The sequence below is a fragment of the Nitrobacter winogradskyi Nb-255 genome, from assembly GCF_000012725.1.
Lineage (GTDB): Bacteria > Pseudomonadota > Alphaproteobacteria > Rhizobiales > Xanthobacteraceae > Nitrobacter > Nitrobacter winogradskyi.
The window spans coordinates 1,106,214-1,121,744 of sequence record NC_007406.1 but is presented as its reverse complement, the minus strand read 5'-3'; the positions used below and the strand labels follow the sequence as shown (position 1 = coordinate 1,121,744).

At 59.7% G+C, this 15,531-nt stretch carries 15 protein-coding genes and 1 tRNA gene; 3 read left to right on the top strand and 13 right to left on the bottom strand.

What is annotated here, in order from left to right:
• Window positions 1–91 precede the first annotated feature (91 nt).
• On the bottom strand, window positions 92–931 hold the full coding sequence (locus tag NWI_RS05290) for a universal stress protein (RefSeq protein ID WP_011314320.1): 840 nt from the start codon (window positions 929–931) through the stop codon (window positions 92–94).
• A gap of 145 nt (window positions 932–1,076) precedes the next feature.
• Here NWI_RS05290 and NWI_RS05285 point away from each other — a divergent pair, with 145 nt between their 5' ends.
• On the top strand, window positions 1,077–1,808 hold the full coding sequence (locus NWI_RS05285) for a CBS domain-containing protein (RefSeq protein WP_011314319.1): 732 nt from the start codon (window positions 1,077–1,079) through the stop codon (window positions 1,806–1,808).
• Window positions 1,809–2,637: 829 nt separating this feature from the next.
• On the opposite strand, the gene NWI_RS17875 is transcribed toward NWI_RS05285, so the two are convergent.
• The 8 genes from NWI_RS17875 to NWI_RS05255 form a co-directional block, all read right to left on the bottom strand.
• Window positions 2,638–2,814, bottom strand: coding sequence for a hypothetical protein (locus NWI_RS17875; protein WP_011314317.1), 177 nt, complete (start codon window positions 2,812–2,814; stop codon window positions 2,638–2,640).
• A 132-nt stretch (window positions 2,815–2,946) separates the two neighbouring features.
• Complete coding sequence (locus tag NWI_RS05280) at window positions 2,947–3,240, bottom strand: hypothetical protein (protein ID WP_041344821.1); 294 nt, start codon at window positions 3,238–3,240, stop codon at window positions 2,947–2,949.
• A 660-nt stretch (window positions 3,241–3,900) separates the two neighbouring features.
• A complete protein-coding gene (locus tag NWI_RS16780) occupies window positions 3,901–4,053 on the bottom strand; it encodes an aa3-type cytochrome c oxidase subunit IV (protein WP_081431707.1) in 153 nt (50 codons plus the stop codon).
• 170 nt (window positions 4,054–4,223) lie between these two features.
• The gene (locus NWI_RS17510) at window positions 4,224–4,556 is read right to left on the bottom strand and encodes a hypothetical protein (RefSeq protein WP_148203786.1); all 333 of its coding nucleotides are present in this window, start codon (window positions 4,554–4,556) and stop codon (window positions 4,224–4,226) included.
• Window positions 4,557–5,271: 715 nt separating this feature from the next.
• Window positions 5,272–6,623, bottom strand: a protein-coding gene (locus tag NWI_RS05270) for an IS3 family transposase (RefSeq protein WP_148203761.1) whose coding sequence is annotated in 2 segments (ribosomal slippage) — window positions 5,272–6,287 and window positions 6,287–6,623 — 1,353 coding nt in all. Because the reading frame shifts where the segments join, the coding sequence is not laid out codon by codon here.
• 331 nt (window positions 6,624–6,954) lie between these two features.
• Window positions 6,955–7,509 (bottom strand): IS630 family transposase, encoded by a 555-nt coding sequence (locus tag NWI_RS05260; RefSeq protein ID WP_041344810.1) that lies wholly within the window; start codon window positions 7,507–7,509, stop codon window positions 6,955–6,957.
• A complete protein-coding gene (locus NWI_RS17505) occupies window positions 7,469–7,726 on the bottom strand; it encodes a hypothetical protein (protein ID WP_148203784.1) in 258 nt (85 codons plus the stop codon). The genes NWI_RS05260 and NWI_RS17505 overlap by 41 nt, the downstream gene beginning before the upstream one ends.
• 419 nt (window positions 7,727–8,145) lie before the next feature.
• Window positions 8,146–8,222, bottom strand: a tRNA-His gene (locus NWI_RS05255).
• Between the two features lie 354 nt (window positions 8,223–8,576).
• Between NWI_RS05255 and NWI_RS16770 the strand changes: the two genes are divergently transcribed.
• Window positions 8,577–9,328, top strand: a protein-coding gene (locus NWI_RS16770; RefSeq protein WP_430691788.1) for an IS5 family transposase whose coding sequence is annotated in 2 segments (ribosomal slippage) — window positions 8,577–8,907 and window positions 8,907–9,328 — 753 coding nt in all. Because the reading frame shifts where the segments join, the coding sequence is not laid out codon by codon here.
• A gap of 248 nt (window positions 9,329–9,576) precedes the next feature.
• Here NWI_RS16770 and NWI_RS05240 read toward each other — a convergent pair.
• Entirely contained in the window at window positions 9,577–9,990 is a 414-nt protein-coding gene (locus NWI_RS05240; protein WP_041345405.1) for a phasin, read from the bottom strand.
• A gap of 213 nt (window positions 9,991–10,203) precedes the next feature.
• Window positions 10,204–10,584, bottom strand: a complete 381-nt coding sequence (locus NWI_RS05235; protein ID WP_011314313.1) for a phasin — start codon at window positions 10,582–10,584, stop codon at window positions 10,204–10,206.
• 262 nt (window positions 10,585–10,846) lie between these two features.
• Here NWI_RS05235 and NWI_RS05230 point away from each other — a divergent pair, with 262 nt between their 5' ends.
• A complete protein-coding gene (locus tag NWI_RS05230) occupies window positions 10,847–13,864 on the top strand; it encodes a histidine kinase dimerization/phospho-acceptor domain-containing protein (protein ID WP_011314312.1) in 3,018 nt (1,005 codons plus the stop codon).
• Window positions 13,865–13,938: 74 nt separating this feature from the next.
• On the opposite strand, the gene NWI_RS05225 is transcribed toward NWI_RS05230, so the two are convergent.
• On the bottom strand, window positions 13,939–14,589 hold the full coding sequence (locus tag NWI_RS05225) for a CoA transferase subunit B (RefSeq protein WP_011314311.1): 651 nt from the start codon (window positions 14,587–14,589) through the stop codon (window positions 13,939–13,941).
• A 53-nt stretch (window positions 14,590–14,642) separates the two neighbouring features.
• Window positions 14,643–15,353: a CoA transferase subunit A gene (locus NWI_RS05220; RefSeq protein ID WP_041344819.1), complete on the bottom strand. Its 711-nt coding sequence runs from the start codon at window positions 15,351–15,353 to the stop codon at window positions 14,643–14,645.
• Window positions 15,354–15,531 lie beyond the last annotated feature (178 nt).

Below are 15,531 nucleotides of genomic sequence, written 5' to 3'. Positions count from 1 at the left end.
AGGACAAGCCATGAATTTCTCGAGATGCGCGGCGTGCCCCCTGAGCAGAGTTCATCCGGTTCGCCCGGCTGGCGATGTCGACCATGCGTCATCAACGCGAGAAGAAAACTGGAACAGGCGGTTTCGACAGCAGACTCCTGGTTGCGCCTCCAAGTACGAACTCCCGCCATCTGGACTGCCCATAAGCCCCCATCACAAGCAGGTCGATCCCACGCGAAAGCACGTATGCCCTGAAAACCTCGCCGATCGGCCTGCCATCGGCGTCGACCTCATCCAGAACGGCATCGATACCGTGGCGGGCAAGATTCTCCGCCAGTTCATCAGGAGAACGTTGGGAATTAAAGGATTTCTCGTTCCTGACGATAAAGATGCAGACCTTCTCCGCCTTTTCAAGAAGGGGAAGCGCGTCCGAAACCGCACGCGTCGCGGTACGGCTGAAATCCCAGGCCACGCCGATGGAGCCAAACTGGATAGGACGTGACAGCGGGACAGTAGGCAGGATCAGGGTCGGCCTTCCCGATTCGAAGATGATCTCCTCCGCGTACCACAGGTCGAACGCCTCCGGCTCCGGCATGATCGTAAGATCGCGAAGCCGCGCATACTCGACCAGCATCGCCGGGGTCTTGTGAGCCGCGCATTTCTCCAAGATGGCCTCATGCGACACACCGGACCTAGCAGCCGCCGCTTCGAGCGCGGCGAGCAGACCCTGAGCATTTTCTCGGCTCTTTGCCGATTCATGAGCCACGATGCCGGGTACGTCGATGATCGCCTTGGCAAGGAAATTACCTGGCGCTTCCAGATGGACTTCGCAGGAAATCGCCGCGAGATGAGCACCGAGGGCGGCGGCTACCGAAACCGCATCGTCCGCCACCGAGACGGGTGTCGGCTCCGGATAGCTCATCAGTGTCAGAAGAACATCCTTAAAGGCCATGATCTTACCTTTTCTATGAGGTCAGAACTAACGTTTCAAGGAACTGCATATCTTGATCCATCGCAATGGATCGAGCCTGAGAACCTGTTGAACTGGCTATGCTGCATGAACTTGATAGCCTTCTGCGTGAGGCGGGGAGAATCGAATGCGCACGCATCAGATCATGACTCACAAGCTGATCACGGTAAAAGCCGACACGCCTATCGTCGAAGCCGCGAAGTTGATGCTGGAAAGTCATATCAGCGGCCTTCCAGTGGTCGACGATGCGGGTCGACTGCTTGGCATCGTCTCGGAAAGCGACTTCATGCGCCGTAGTGAAATCGGGACGCACGGACCTCGCATCCGCTGGCTGGACTTTCTGATGGGGACGGAGAAAGCCGCCATCGATTTCGTGCGTGAACACGGTCGCAAGGTCAGCGCGATCATGACACGAGAGACTCTCTTCACCGCGACGGAAGACATGCCGCTGGAAGAGCTGGTGCGGCTGATGGAACGCCAGAATATCAAGCGACTACCCGTTATTCGTGGTGATCTACTGGTGGGCATTGTGACGCGAGCGGACCTGCTCCGCGCCGTTGCAAGCCTTGCACGAGATGTCCCGGACCCGACCGCCGACGATGATCATGTGCGACGCCGTGTTATCGCATCGATCGAGAAGAACGAATGGCAGCCGACCGGACTTGGGGTCACGGTGCGGGATGGAATTGTCTATCTCAGCGGCATGATCACCGATGAGGCCCATCGGCAAGCAGCGATCGTGGCGGCCGAAAACGTGTCCGGTGTGAAGCTGGTTCGCGATCACCTCTATCTGTTCGATCCCGTGTCCGGGCTTACCTTCCGATCTCCGAAAGATGAATGCCGGACAAAGACCGGATAGTCGATTCGATTTGAACGCTCCGAAAGCTGCATACGTTCAAGAAGCTGACGGCGGAAATCTCATGGAGATCCCGCGCGAGATTGCCTGATCCATTGACATACTCTGGCCAGAAAATCGCTCTCGCATATGGCTGTTGATTCGTACCGATAACTCACCGAGAGGCCCTTACGATGGAACTTCTCATTCCGCCCCGGCACCGAGAGCAGTTCGGAACGCTCAAGGAGCACTATGCTACGGGTCCGACAAAGGTTGGCCCTATCACCTGGAATGGATACCTCAGGGTACGCACGGATGATCAACGATTGATCGATGCGCTCAAGCAGGAATTGGACGCTCAACCTCAATAGCGCGAATCTTCAGCCTCACTCGATCTTCAGCCGCCGCAACTGAGCAGCCCTCTTTCCGTGATGCCGGAACTTCTGTCTGAATGAGACAGGAAATTCTTTGCGAGCGCGTAAGCACGCCATCAATAACGGGCGCGCCTCCGATGCTCCTGCCCTGATTGGAAAGCTACAAGCCAAGACTCAGATGGTCGCGGGACAGGGCCCGGCCATGGCGGAACAGGATATTTCATCAGCATCTAAACCGTTCCAGCGTTTCCAAGCAAATCACATCCTCGGGCTTGACCAACTCGGCTTGACCAAGGGAATGGGATATCCCGGTTCCCGTGAAGAACGCGTCAAACCACATCATGGAGTCCCGCTTCTGATCCACTCAGAAGCGGGAAGGCTCCAGCCTCGCCACACCATGCCTGAATGACACGCCGACTGCTGCGTTTAGATCACCTGAGTGATTATCAGTGGGACGGTCGTACTTTTGCAGCGATCCGCTACTGCATGCGTAGCGACACGCCCAGCGTATAGGCTTTCGCCGCCGTTGCACCGGGAGTGCGCTTCAACTTTTTTGCAATCTTCGCAACGCCGGCCTTTTGCTTTGCAAGTAGCTTGAGGGTCTTCACGTCATCCTTCGTCCACTCGCGGCGGATCGTCTTTGTCTTCTTAGCCAAAATAGCACTCCTATATGATCCTCAGTATTTGATCGACAGGAGTGCTGTTTAACACAGCTCGTCGGATGAGCAACATCTGCTTGTCATGGGGATGGCCTGAGATCGTCTCGGCAAGACGATCAATCCATCACATCACTGTTTCGACTGCTCCAACACGATTACCGTTCCCGTCACTGCGGGATCGTGCGGCCTCAAGCTGCTGAACTTGCCGTCGTTCCAGTCAGCCAGGCTAACGACCGAACCCCTCTGGGCTTCGGCCGCCGCGGGCTCGGTCGATTCCAGAACCTTTAGGCCGCTTTCATCAACAAAGAAGGTGTGGTCACCGAATAACTCACTCAGCTTACGGGCTGCCGGGTGATCTTCAGGAAGAACCTGTGCGTCCATCTGATTCAGAGTCTGTTGTACCTGTGTCGCATTCAGTTTCATAACTGCTCCTATGCTGGTTCAAAAGCCTATGCATTGCGGCTCTTTATGAACGACCTCGTTTTTTGATCAGGTTATCCTGTTTGCAAACATGGTCACACGCCTTCGTGTTGATATTGACGGCGACAACCCGCGCTGAGCTGCGGCCCTCTCCTAAGAAGCGATGCATACGAAAGATAACGTCGAAAGGTGTCGATCGCCGGAGGTTTGTGCGTTCATTCGGTGAATCCGAGATGGCTATTATGTGCAAGCGATCGCTTGGTCTCGGACCGAAACTCTCTTCGACAGGCAAGCGGCGCCGGGGTCCATGGAAGATGTGACGAAAGGATTTTTTACCCACGCGGCATGGGACAATCGCGGCGACAGAAGATACTGACCAATAACTCGCGGCCATCCAATGCCGGCATCAGGCAAATGGATCGGCCTGATGCAATTCGCAGGGCTTATGCTCATAAAAAGGCCGCCAAGGCAGCGGCGAGTACCCTGACGGCCATCACCAGCACCAAGGGACGAATAAATAGTGCCGGTTGAGGTCAATTATACATAGATACCCTGTGACGGGTGTTGTCGTAGCGCAATATGCTCGCCCGTTGTACGAAGGCATGCAATCCTTCACCGGCACTGGGCCGGGCGAGATAACAGAGGTCGCCGCGAATGGGGCGATCACGTAAGAAAGATCGCCATCATAATCACAACGGTTGCTACCGCCGCCGCACCGATCACTCCGATCTTAATGAAGGATTTATACGTCTGCTCGTGCGCCGGATAATCCATTCCTTCCGAGGTCGAGTACACAATCTCTCTATGATCTGACATTTCAAATCTCCCAAGGCAGGTTGATCAGCGGAACGAGGCCCCGGCAAATCCTGATGGAGTCCGGAGAACCCCGTCCCACACGGTTCAATCCGCGCGATCGAGAGTGGTTCCTGTCGCAGAAAAGCCGCCCCACCAGGAGCGGCCTTTCATACGGGACCGGCAACGCTCTATCAGGTGCCGCCGCTGTAACCGACTTTTTCCTGCCCCTGAGGTTTCCTGGCCGGATCATCTTCCTCTACGGCATCCCGAATTTCGGCCTTTCGCCTCCCCTCATCCTGCGATTGCTGCACTTGCGGCCTGCTGCCGCTGTTCTGCTGTTGTCCGCGATTTTTTTCGTTTATCGCAGCTTGACCAGGATATCCCGGATCTGGATTCGGCGTGTCGGCGGAACCCGGATTGCTGGACGGACGCAGGTTATCGGGAGCCGGCGGAGGATGGCGACCTTGCGGATCCTGATGCACATCTTTACCGACACTGGGCCGCGTTTCACGATCATAGCTCATCGAATGCGCTCCTTCGCAGACTGTGATGACCTGAACAATTCGTCAGCCAGCCCGTCGTTCCTCATGCAGCACGATTGATGTTCGAGCGCCCCTCAGGCCAGTGTTCTCTGAGCAAGCCTGGTTGGCTGGAAGCGTTTGCGCATGTATCAGGGGGCACCCAACTCTCGACTAACGACTGATAACTTAATCTGTGCCGCGAACTGCTTTTTGACAGAAGAGTTCGTGCGATAACCCCTTTCGTTTAGCCGATGCAGTAGCGAAGCAGTTACGCGGAAGCGCGAAAACGGCAGACCGAAGCCTAGCGGCGCTGCCTTCCTGCAAACCGGATCGGTCTTGCAACCGTCATCAAGATGGGCCACTTTGTCGCGCGTAGAGGAGATCAGTCTCGTATATCTGTATCTAGCTCTTCTTCTAATTTCCACATCGCGTCGTAAAGTTGGTCGAATACTGCGCGGTAAAAGTAGTTCATCGTGTCACGTTGCTGATTTATGTATCTGAACCTCTTGAAAGCACCGTTGATATCGGCGCGAGGTGGCATGCCTCCGTACATGTCCATTATGTGCGGCAAAGCCGCATGCAGCCGCTAAGCGATCGAGCCAGCTTTTGAACGATAGCCTGCTGAATCGTTTGCTCCTCGTAACGTGTCCGTCGTCAGATGAATTGAGACTGTTCCGGGGTCACGGGAACGGAGGTTCTGGCTCATCTGGGTTTGAGGTTAGGCGGCCTGCAGGTGATGCTGCAAGCGTCTTTGGTGGATGGTCTGGCGTTTGATCCTTTCGCGTTCGGTGAGGATGGTCTGCCCGCGGCCGAAGTAGACGTCAGCGGGCGTGAGATTATCGATGCTCTCGTGATAGCGGCCGTGATTGTAGTGCTCGACGAAGGCCGCGACCTGCCGTTCAAGGTCGCCGGGCAGATAGTAGTTTTCCAGCAGGATGCGGTTCTTCAGGGTCTGATGCCAGCGCTCGATCTTGCCCTGCGTCTGGGGATGATACGGCGCGCCGCGAACGTGTTTCATGCCCTTGCCGTCGAGCCAGGTAGCGAGTTCGGCCGAGATGTATGAGGCGCCGTTGTCGCTCAACAGCCTCGGCCGATGCGCGACCGTGATCTGGTCGAGCCCCGATGCCGCCAGAGCCAGATCGAGCGTGGCGGTGACGTCATCCGCCCGCATCGTGGCGCAGAGCTTCCAGGCGACGATGAAGCGGGAGAAGTCGTCGAGCACGGTCGAGAGATAATACCAGCCCCAACCCGTGATCTTCAGGTAGGTGAAGTCGGTTTGCCAGAGCTGGTTGGGCGCTGTCGTCTTGTCCTTGAACTCAGACGCCGCCTTGATGACGATATAGGCTGGGCTGGTGATGAGATCATGAGCCTTCAGCAGCCGATATACCGACGCCTCCGAGACAAAGTAGCGCTTCTCGTCGGTGAAGCGCACCGCCAGCTCGCGCGGGCTCAGCTCCGTTTCGCGCAGCGCCAGCTCGACGATCTCGGCCCGGATTGGGTCAGGAATCCGGTTCCAGACACGATCCGGCCGCGAGCGATGATCGGCCAGAGCCTCGATCCCACCGGTGAGATAGCGATCGTACCAGCGATAGAACGTGGCGCGCGGGATGCCGAGCTTGTCCAGGGTTCGCCGTGCCGGCAGATGCGAGGCCTCGACCAGGCGAATGATCTCGGCCTTTTCGGATGCAGGATACCTCATGTGTCGTCCTCCCCATCCGCGAGCATGCTTTTTTTCAGCAGGCGGTTTTCCAGGGTGAGATCGGCCACGGCCTCCTTCAGGGCCTGCGCCTCACGGCGCAGCTCTTTCACCTCGTCCGACGTCGCGGCGCGGGCCGTGTCACCAGCGAGACGGCGCTTGCCGGCGTCGAGGAACTCCTTCGACCAGCCGTAATACATCGACGAGGCGATCCCCTCGCGCCGACACAGCTCGGCGATGCTCTCCTCGCCGCGCACGCCTTCCAGCACGATGCGGATCTTCTCTTCAGCCGAGAACTGCCGGCGCGTTGCCCGGCGGATGTCCTTCACGACCTGCTCTGCCGGTGCTTTCTCCGGCCCGGATTTCTGTCTCATCTGCGCTCCAAATTGGCTGCGATGATCCAGAAATCCTCCCTTCCCGAAAACCCCTAAACTGTCTCAAGAGCCCTGACGGCGGACACTCGTAACGAGCACAAAATTTCCGTCCCAGGGCTTTCGCACCGGTCAAGGAATTCGTGAGTCATCCAAGGGCTCCAACAAGACAACTACAGTGCCGGCGATCCTCACTCATACGCTTTACGTGCAGCCAGGCTGGTTCGGGCCTCGTCGACTACGAGCGGCGGCCGCCCGACAATCGACGAAATGACTGGATCATTAATGTCGCGGGCTACCCAAATTCGCTACCTAGAGCCATTTTGGATTGAGATTACGCATAACCGGCGTGATTGAAGAAGTTGATGCATTGGTCTGGAGAGAAGAGATCGAGGATAGAACCGATCCTGTTCCAGAGTGCGGGGATCGATCGCTCGGCGGCCTTTCGCAGATGGGCCTTGAGCTTTGCGAACGCCATCTCGATCGGGTTGAGGTCGGGCGAGTACGGCGGCAGATAGCGCAACTGCGCGCCAGCGGCCTCGATGATTTGTCGAACATCGTCGTTCTTGTGGGCGGGCAGATTGTCCATCACCACGATGTCGCCTGGCTTCAGGGTCGGGACCAGGCATCGTTGCAGGTAGACGCGAAAGATCTCGCCATTCATCGGCTCGTTGATGACAAAGGGAGCGGTGATAGCGTCGTGGCGCAGTGCCGCGACGAAGGTGGTGATCTTCCAGTGACCGTGTGGAATCTTGCCGACCAGGCGTTGGCCACGGCGGCAGCGGCCACGCAATCGCGCCATGTTGGTCGAGGTGCCGGTCTCATCGATGAAGACGAGGCGGGCTGGATCAAGCAGCCCTTGTTGCGCTTTCCAGACCTCGCGGGCCATCGCCACGTCGGGCCGATCCTGCTCGGTCGCGTAAACGCTTTTTTTTGAAGCTGATGCCGCGCCGGTCGTAGAAGCTCCACACCGTTGCCACGCTGACCGTAATGCCGCGCTCGCGCAGCAGGACCCGGACTTCTTCAAGCGTGATATCCGACTGTGCCCCAATCAGGTCGAGCAGCCACGCGGCATGCGGCTCAGCGCCTCTCGTACTGCGCGCCAACCCTAGCTGGGGGTTTTGAACTCAGCCCGATATCTCTGGCAAAGTCATGGTGCTGTAACGAGCGAGGCGCCGATGCTCCGGCGCCATCTTTCCAGTCCGATTAATGAACTGCCAAGGGGGATCGGCAAGGATTGTTGCGAAGCGACGCCTTTTGGCGAATGCCAAGAGATCTTTTGCAGGATCGCCTTGTTCGTTTCGCGCTAGCATTTTCGTTCCTCTCAGGCTCGACGAACAATGCATCGATTCGCGCTTTTAGCCGAACTAATAACCTCCGCAATCCGACGCTCCGGACCACACTCGGTTTGGGGATAAGCGAGTTATGCGAACGTCGCGATTGGAAAGGGCGTTCGCGCGCTACCCAAACTCGCTACCCAAACGCAGCGAACAAAACGCGACTTCTACTAACTTATTGATTTCGTTGGTACAGTTGGGTGGGCTCGAACCACCGACCTCCTGTTCCACAGACAGGCGCTCTAACCAACTGAGCTACAACTGCATCATGCCCGCGCGCTCGAAACGCAGTGCGAACGGGGCGGAAACTAGGTGCAACGATCCGCTTTGGCAAGGCCACAACGATCCAATCTGTGAGGCCGCTTCCTCGCGTCAGCGAAGTCGGCAATCCCTCGGCATCCTGTCGCGAATATGGCTCCGCAGCAGCCTAGAGCATGATCCGATCAAGTTGAATCGGACCCATGCTCTAGAAATGGTTGTCCGGTCGCATATTCTTGCGGCGAACCGGTATCCACTTCGCCGGAAATGCTCTAGGCCGGATCGACATTCAGGATTCCCAGGCGGTCTGATCGCTGATTCATAGGGTTCCGTGATTCTGACACGGAGCTGCACGATGGGGATCAAGCGGTATGAGCTGAGCGATCATCAGTGGGCGAAGATTGCACCGTTGCTGCCAGGCAAGGCCTCTGATCCGGGACGGACGGGATCGGATAATCGGTTGTTTGTGAACGGCTGCCTGTGGGTTCTGCGATCCGGCGCGCACTGGTGTGACCTGCCGGAGCGCTATGGTCGCTGGAAGACGGTGCATCGGCGGTTCAGCAGGTGGTGCCATGCCGGTGTGTGGGAACGGGTGTTCTCCACCCTGACAGCCGATCGCGACAACCAGTATCTGATGCTCGACTCAACCATCGTTCGAGCCCATCAGCAGGCGGCTACCGGAAAAGGGGGGCCAAGGATCAGGCGCTGGGGCGTTCCCGAGGTGGACTGACCACCAAGGTCCACATGCTCGCCGATGCGCTGGGCCGACCCTTGCGTTTCATCGTCACCGCCGGGCAGGTCGGAGACATCACACAAGCCCCCGCGCTGCTCGAAGCCCAGGCCGGGGACGCCGTGCTGGCCGACAAGGCTTATGACAGCAACGCCTTGCGTGCACTCATCGCCGGCATGGGCGCCGAAGCGGTGATCCCCTCAAACAGGACACGCAAAATCATCATCCCGCATGACGCCGGTCTCTACAAACACCGCAACCGGATCGAGCGCTGCTTCAACCGTCTCAAGCACTTCCGCCGTTTCGCCACACGCTACGACAGGCGCACCGTTCACTTCACGGGCTTCGTTCACCTGGCCGCAGCCCTGATCTGGCTGCCGTGAATGTCGATCCGGCCTAGACCGTGCGTAAGAGCCGGATCTGATCGCATCGGAACGGCAGACACGACAAACCCGGGCAAGAGGCCCGGGTTCGACTGGTCAGGCGTTATCCGATCTGTGCGGAAAAACGCGTCAGATCAAATCACAGGGCCGCTTCCGGTTTCCATCACAGGCGGAAAGGCTCTGGCGCTTTCCAGCCTCGGGCTTGACCCGAGGGTGGTACCGGTTCGCGTGAATAAAAACGCGTTGAATCAGGCGACGGGCTGGAAAAACTTCGACGCGCCGGTCCGGACAGGCTCCGCGGTTTCGACTGCGATCTTCTGTGTCAGTTCAGTCAATTCCTTGGCCTGGGCCGCGAATGTCCCGAACTGCTTGCGAGTATGGGTGCTCCATAGCTCGGTCGCATCGGACAATGACTTCGCACCGACCAGAGCCTGCAGAAAATCGAAACCGGCATTGGTGTTCGCCTGACCGAAATCGAGCAGCTTCGTAGAGTAATCATGTGCGCCTTTGGTCGCAGCGTTGAACACGGCCTCGATCGCCCCGTTGCCGTCCTGCGCGGCGTCCTTGAACCTTGCATAGGTGTCTCGCGCTTGCAAAACACCCTTTTCGGCGAATGCACGCACCTGCTCGGGAACCTCGAAAGCATCGGCTGGATTGGTCATGGTCATATCCTTTGCATGTTGTGAGCGCCGCATGATCGGCAGCAGCGATTGGCCTGCGTCTCGGCCTGACTTGCGAGCCGATCAGGCCAGTATCTGGCTACAATCCTAACACGACATCTTTGTGCAACGCAACAATGTATTGCGACGCAAAACGCGTCTCGGCCAACGGGCGCGGGATAATGTCTGCGTGCGGCCTCCAGCCTCCGCCAAGTCTCAGTCTTGAGGCTTCCCTTCTCCCAGGGCGGCCCGGCCCATGCTCTGCCCTATTTCACTGGCCTGCTCGGTCAAGGCCCTCATCTGATCCTGCACATAGTCAGTGTTCAGCCGCATCACCTCGGAAAGGTCCCTCGCGCGGACCAGTTTCTCGGCATAGTCCAGTGATGCGGTCATATTCTGCTGTGCGAAGGAGATGGCTTTACTGCTGATATCTCGCACGCTGTCACGAACCGCTTCGTTGCGCCCCTCGATGGAATTGGCGGTCTGCTCGGCGCCGGCGAGAAAATTTTCGAGCGCCTTGCGCGCCTGCTCCAGACCCGCCTCCGCCATCGACCGTGTTTCGTTCGCAGCTTCAGAATACCGTCCCTGCTCGCTCATGGTCTGCTCCCTGTGGTGACTCTTTTTTCGTGGGTTCCGTCCTCCGGTTCCCCCGCACCACTCCAACGTGTCACCGACCGCGGAGGTCCATGACCGCGGCCGAATTAAGGTTATCCCGGCTTTGCCGGGGATTTCAGGAGACGGGCCGTGGACCTCGGACAAGACGGGCGCGATACTGACGATCTGACAGGACTGCGGCCCTTCAAGCCGAGATACGCAGCCGGGGAATGCAAGAGCCAGGGACCTTCAACACGCAGTGCCCATGAATAGCGCCGAGACTAGCGCCGATTTCCAGTTGCAGGGCATGACCGACCCACGGCTGGCCGTTCATGCGGCGAGCGCCATGCCTGCGTGGCTGTGGTCGCTGGACGGCGCCCGCATCCTGTGGGCCAATCCGGTGGGCGTCTCTATTGTCGGAGCGACCGACGCCTCGGCTCTTGCTTCGCGAACCTTCAACCTCGACGACCCACGCCGACGGCAGGTGGCGCAGCTCGCGAGCCGGCTGCCGTCCTCGGGCGCCGTGCGGCTTGAACGAATGCGGGGCTATGCCGGGCTGGGACGCCTTCTCACCTGCGCCTGCTCGCGGCTCGATTTTCCGGGCGTCGGCAGCGCCATTCTTGTCAGGGCCGCTGAGCCGGCCGGTCGTGGCATAACGCTGGTCGAGCGATTGCAGCAACTGGTAGCGGGCGTCGATGCGCCGGTCGCGGCATTCTCGCATGATGGAAGGTTCGTCGCCGCCAGCATCAAGGGACGGTCGCTGTTCGGCATCGGCAGCCTCTCCGAGGGCGGTCTCGATAGCTTGCGCGATCAAGCGCTGCGCGAGGGCCGCGCTGAGACCTCGATCGGACTTTGGCGGCTGGTGCTGCAAAGAGTCGGAAGCGGTGGCGATATCGGGCTTGTCGCTTTTCTTAAGAAGAACGTCCCGGATCGCTCCCCCGATCAAGCGCAACCTTTGGCCGAACCGGAGCCTGAATCTCCGCTGCAAAACGCCGAGACCGTTCTTCCCGCGCAAGCGGTCCGGTCACCGCCCGAGCCAGGCAACCGTCCGTCGTCCGCACCTCCGGCGCGGAGGCGTCATCCCCTGCGCTTCATGTGGAGGATGGACGCCGAAGGCCGCTTCTCGATCGGATCCGATGAATTCACTCGCACCATCGGAATGCGGACAGCCACGGGATTTGGCCGGTTATGGAGCGAGATCTCGGACGTCTTCGGACTCGATCCTGAAGGCCGCCTCGCGCGGGCGGTTCAAACCCGCAACACCTGGAGCGGCGTCACGCTGCTTTGGCCCGTCGATGGATCGGACGCGCGTTTACGCGTCGAACTGTCAGGGCTTCCGATCTATGACCGCACACGCAATTTCGTCGGCTATCGCGGCTTCGGCGTCTGCCGCGATCGCGAAGGTCTGGCGCGGCTCGCAGCAAGTCGGCGCAGCGAGTTCTTGTTTAGCGAAACCTCCCATCCGGCGCCGGTGGACTCAGCAAACTCCGCCGACGACAAACCTTCCGAACCTCTTCAGCAACCAACAGAACCGGACACCACCGTGGAAACGCCCAAGAATGTCCTGCCGTTCAGGCCTCCGGTCGACTTGAACCCGCCTCCCCTTACCCCTGTCGAGAACCACGCCTTCAATGAACTGGCGCGCCAGCTCTCGGCGCGGCTGGAGGGCGAGCCGGAAGCCGCCAGGCCTGAGGATAACGCCGAGCCGCCGGTTGCGGCGGGGGCGTCGGCAATCACCCGAGAGCAGGCGGACGAACCGTCATCGCCCGAACAACCCGCTCCGCGGCGGACCACGGTCGCGCGCGACAGCCAGATCCTCGACCTGATTCCAAGCGGCGTGATGATCCACAGGGCCGGCCGCGCGCTATACGCCAATGCGGCGTTTCTCGCGCAGGTCGGCTACCAGAGCCTTGAGACGCTGCAAGAGGCAGGCGGACTCGACGCCCTGCTGGTCGAAGCCCGCATGGTTGAAGCCGACCCGGTTGAAGCCGCCCTGCCCGACGCCGTCGGCACGCCGCCCACGGGCTCTCCGGTCACGGTCTCGGTAACGCCGCCGTCGGGCGCGCCGCAACAGCCGCTCGCCGCCCGGCTTTTCGCGGTCTCCTGGGATGGCGAGCCCGCGCACGCCTTGATATGCGGCGGCGCATCGGCGCCCTCCCGCGTCGGCCACGCCACCGCCGAAGAGCTTGCCACCATCGTCGACGGAGCAGCCGAAGGCCTTCTGATGTTCGACGACGGCGGAAACATCACCGCCTGCAACCATAGCGCCGAAACCCTGTTCGGACTTCCCGGCGACACGCTCACCCAACGCAATCTCGTTGATCTCTTCGCACCGGAAAGCCAGGACGCGGTGCGCGACTATCTCAAGAGTCTCACGGACGACGACGCAAACCAACTCGATCACGGCCGCGAGGTGGTGGGCCGGATGGGCGAGGACGGCTTGATCCCGCTATCGATGACGATGGGCCGGACCCAGGCTGCCGGACCCAACTTCTTCGCCGCGTTTCGCGACCTGTCGCAGTCAAAGAAAACCGAGACCGAGCTGTCGCAGGCGCGACGGCAGGCCGAGCGCGCGGCGAACGCCAAGGCCGACGTGCTGGCGCGGATCAGCCATGAAATCCGAACGCCGCTGAACTCCATCATCGGGTTTGCCGAGGTAATGATCGATGAAAAGTTCGGCTCGCTCGGAAACGAGCGTTATGTCGAATACATGAAGGACATCCGTGCCTCGGGCGAACGCATCATCTCCTTCATCGACGATCTGCTCGACCTGTCGCGGATCGAGACCGGAAAACTTGATCTCGCATTCGTCAACCAGAATCTCAACGACATCGTCGAGCAATGCGTCGCGGTGATGCAGCCGCAGGCCAATCGCGAGCGCATCATCATACGGACCTCGCTCGCGCACACGCTGCCGGCGATCGTCGCCGACGCACAGGCGCTGCGCCAGATCACGCTCAACCTGATCGGAAATTCGATCCACCTGGCCAACGCCGGCGGACAGGTCATCGTTTCCACGGCGGTCAATGATTTCGGTGACGTGGCGTTGCGTGTGCGGGACTCCGGGCACAGCCTTAGCGAAGATGAACTGGCCGCGGCGACGGAACCGTTCCGCACGCCACCGCCGAGCGATCAGGCATCAAAAAGCGCGGGCGTCAGCCTGTCGCTCACCAAGGCGCTGGTGGAAGCCAATCGCGCCCAGTTTCACATTAAAACCGGACCACACTCCGGAACGCTGATCGAGGTGGTGTTCGCGCAAGCGAGCGCGCCATCCCAGGACTGACCTCGGGGCGGGCGCGCTTTCTCCGCGCTGCTATAAGCGCAATGCCCTCCGTCGCGCGGCGGTCGCGCACCGCCTCAGGCGTTCGGCAGCGCGACGCCGAATTCGGCTTCGGTCCTGGCCCTGACCTCATCGAGCGTAACGCCGCCGGCGAGTTCGATCAGCCTCATGCCCCCGTCGCCGTGCTTGTCGATGGTGAACACCGCAAGATCGGTCACGACCATATCGACAACCCGTTCGCCGGTCAGCGGCAGCGTGCATCGCTTGAGCAGCTTCGGCGCATCCTTGGCGGAATGCTCCATCACGACGAGGACACGCTTGACGCCGGCGACGAGATCCATCGCGCCGCCCATTCCCTTGACCATCTTGCCGGGGATCATCCAGTTGGCGAGATCGCCATTCTGCGCCACCTGCATCGCCCCGAGGATCGAGAGGTCGATATGACCGCCGCGCACCATGCCGAACGAGTCCGCCGACGAGAAATAACTGGTGGTCGGCAATTCCGTGACGGTCTGCTTGCCCGCGTTGATAAGATCGGGATCCTCCTCGCCTTCATAAGGGAAGGGACCCATGCCGAGCATGCCGTTCTCGCTCTGAAGCTGAACGTCGATATTGTCGGGAATGAAGTTCGACACCAGCGTCGGGATACCGATTCCGAGATTGACGTAATAGCCGTCGCGCAATTCCTTGGCGGCGCGCGCCGCCATCTGCTCGCGGGTCCAGGCCATGAGGCTCTCCTGTCACCTTGTCATCATTGCAAGGAGCTTGGTGCTTTTCCGGATCATGCCGCCGCCGGGCGTGGACGGGTATTACGGAACTCGATGTGCTTCCTGGCGCCGCCGACCTCGACGATGCGCTTGACGAAGATGCCGGGGGTGTGGACGTGATCGGGATCGATCTCGCCGGCAGGCACCAGATGTTCGACTTCCGCGACGGTCACCTTCGCGGCGGTCGCCATCATCGGATTGAAGTTTCGCGCGGTCTTGCGATAGACCAGATTGCCGGCGGTGTCGCCCTTCCAGGCGTGAACGATGGCGAGATCGGCGAACAGTCCTCGCTCCATGAGGTACTTCTGGCCGTCGAATTCCTTCACCTCCTTGCCCTCGGCAATGAGCGTGCCGACGCCGGTCTTGGTGTAGAATGCCGGAATGCCGGCGCCGCCCGCGCGAATGCGCTCGGCCAGCGTGCCCTGTGGATTGAATTCAAGCTCCAGATCGCCGGCGAGATACTGCTGGGCGAAAAGCTTGTTCTCACCGACATAGGACGAAATCATCTTCCTGATTTGCCGCGTTTCGAGCAAGCGACTCAGTCCGATGCCATCGACGCCGGCGTTATTGGACACGAATGTCAGATCCTTGACTCCCGAGTCACGAATGGCCTCGGACAGCGTTTCCGGGATGCCGCACAAGCCGAATCCGCCTGACATGATCATCATGCCGTCCCTGAGAAGGCCGTCGAGGGCCGATTTGGCGTCAGGGTAGACCTTTTTCATGAGTTGCGACCTGCATGGAGAATGGCGCCGCTTGCCGGCGCGGGCAGAACGAGAAGTAGTTAGGCAAAATACGCGCGGGGCGTCAATTGGAGGCTTATCCGATCCTGGCGACGCGAATTTGACAATCGCTGGCCTCGGTGCAGCGATCTGGCTGCGAAGATCAAACGCGCCGTGGCGG

What these genes read in the sequence shown, in the direction of transcription:
- NWI_RS05290 (WP_011314320.1), bottom strand. Translation starts at nt 931, where the DNA reads ATGGCCTTTAAGGATGTTCTTCTGACACTGATGAGCTATCCGGAGCCG.
- NWI_RS05285 (WP_011314319.1), top strand. Translation starts at nt 1,077, where the DNA reads ATGCGCACGCATCAGATCATGACTCACAAGCTGATCACGGTAAAAGCC.
- NWI_RS05280 (WP_041344821.1), bottom strand. Translation starts at nt 3,240, where the DNA reads ATGAAACTGAATGCGACACAGGTACAACAGACTCTGAATCAGATGGAC.
- NWI_RS16780 (WP_081431707.1), bottom strand. Translation starts at nt 4,053, where the DNA reads ATGTCAGATCATAGAGAGATTGTGTACTCGACCTCGGAAGGAATGGAT.
- NWI_RS17510 (WP_148203786.1), bottom strand. Translation starts at nt 4,556, where the DNA reads ATGAGCTATGATCGTGAAACGCGGCCCAGTGTCGGTAAAGATGTGCAT.
- NWI_RS05260 (WP_041344810.1), bottom strand. Translation starts at nt 7,509, where the DNA reads ATGGCCCGCGAGGTCTGGAAAGCGCAACAAGGGCTGCTTGATCCAGCC.
- NWI_RS05240 (WP_041345405.1), bottom strand. Translation starts at nt 9,990, where the DNA reads ATGACCAATCCAGCCGATGCTTTCGAGGTTCCCGAGCAGGTGCGTGCA.
- NWI_RS05235 (WP_011314313.1), bottom strand. Translation starts at nt 10,584, where the DNA reads ATGAGCGAGCAGGGACGGTATTCTGAAGCTGCGAACGAAACACGGTCG.
- NWI_RS05230 (WP_011314312.1), top strand. Translation starts at nt 10,847, where the DNA reads ATGAATAGCGCCGAGACTAGCGCCGATTTCCAGTTGCAGGGCATGACC.
- NWI_RS05225 (WP_011314311.1), bottom strand. Translation starts at nt 14,589, where the DNA reads ATGGCCTGGACCCGCGAGCAGATGGCGGCGCGCGCCGCCAAGGAATTG.
- NWI_RS05220 (WP_041344819.1), bottom strand. Translation starts at nt 15,353, where the DNA reads ATGAAAAAGGTCTACCCTGACGCCAAATCGGCCCTCGACGGCCTTCTC.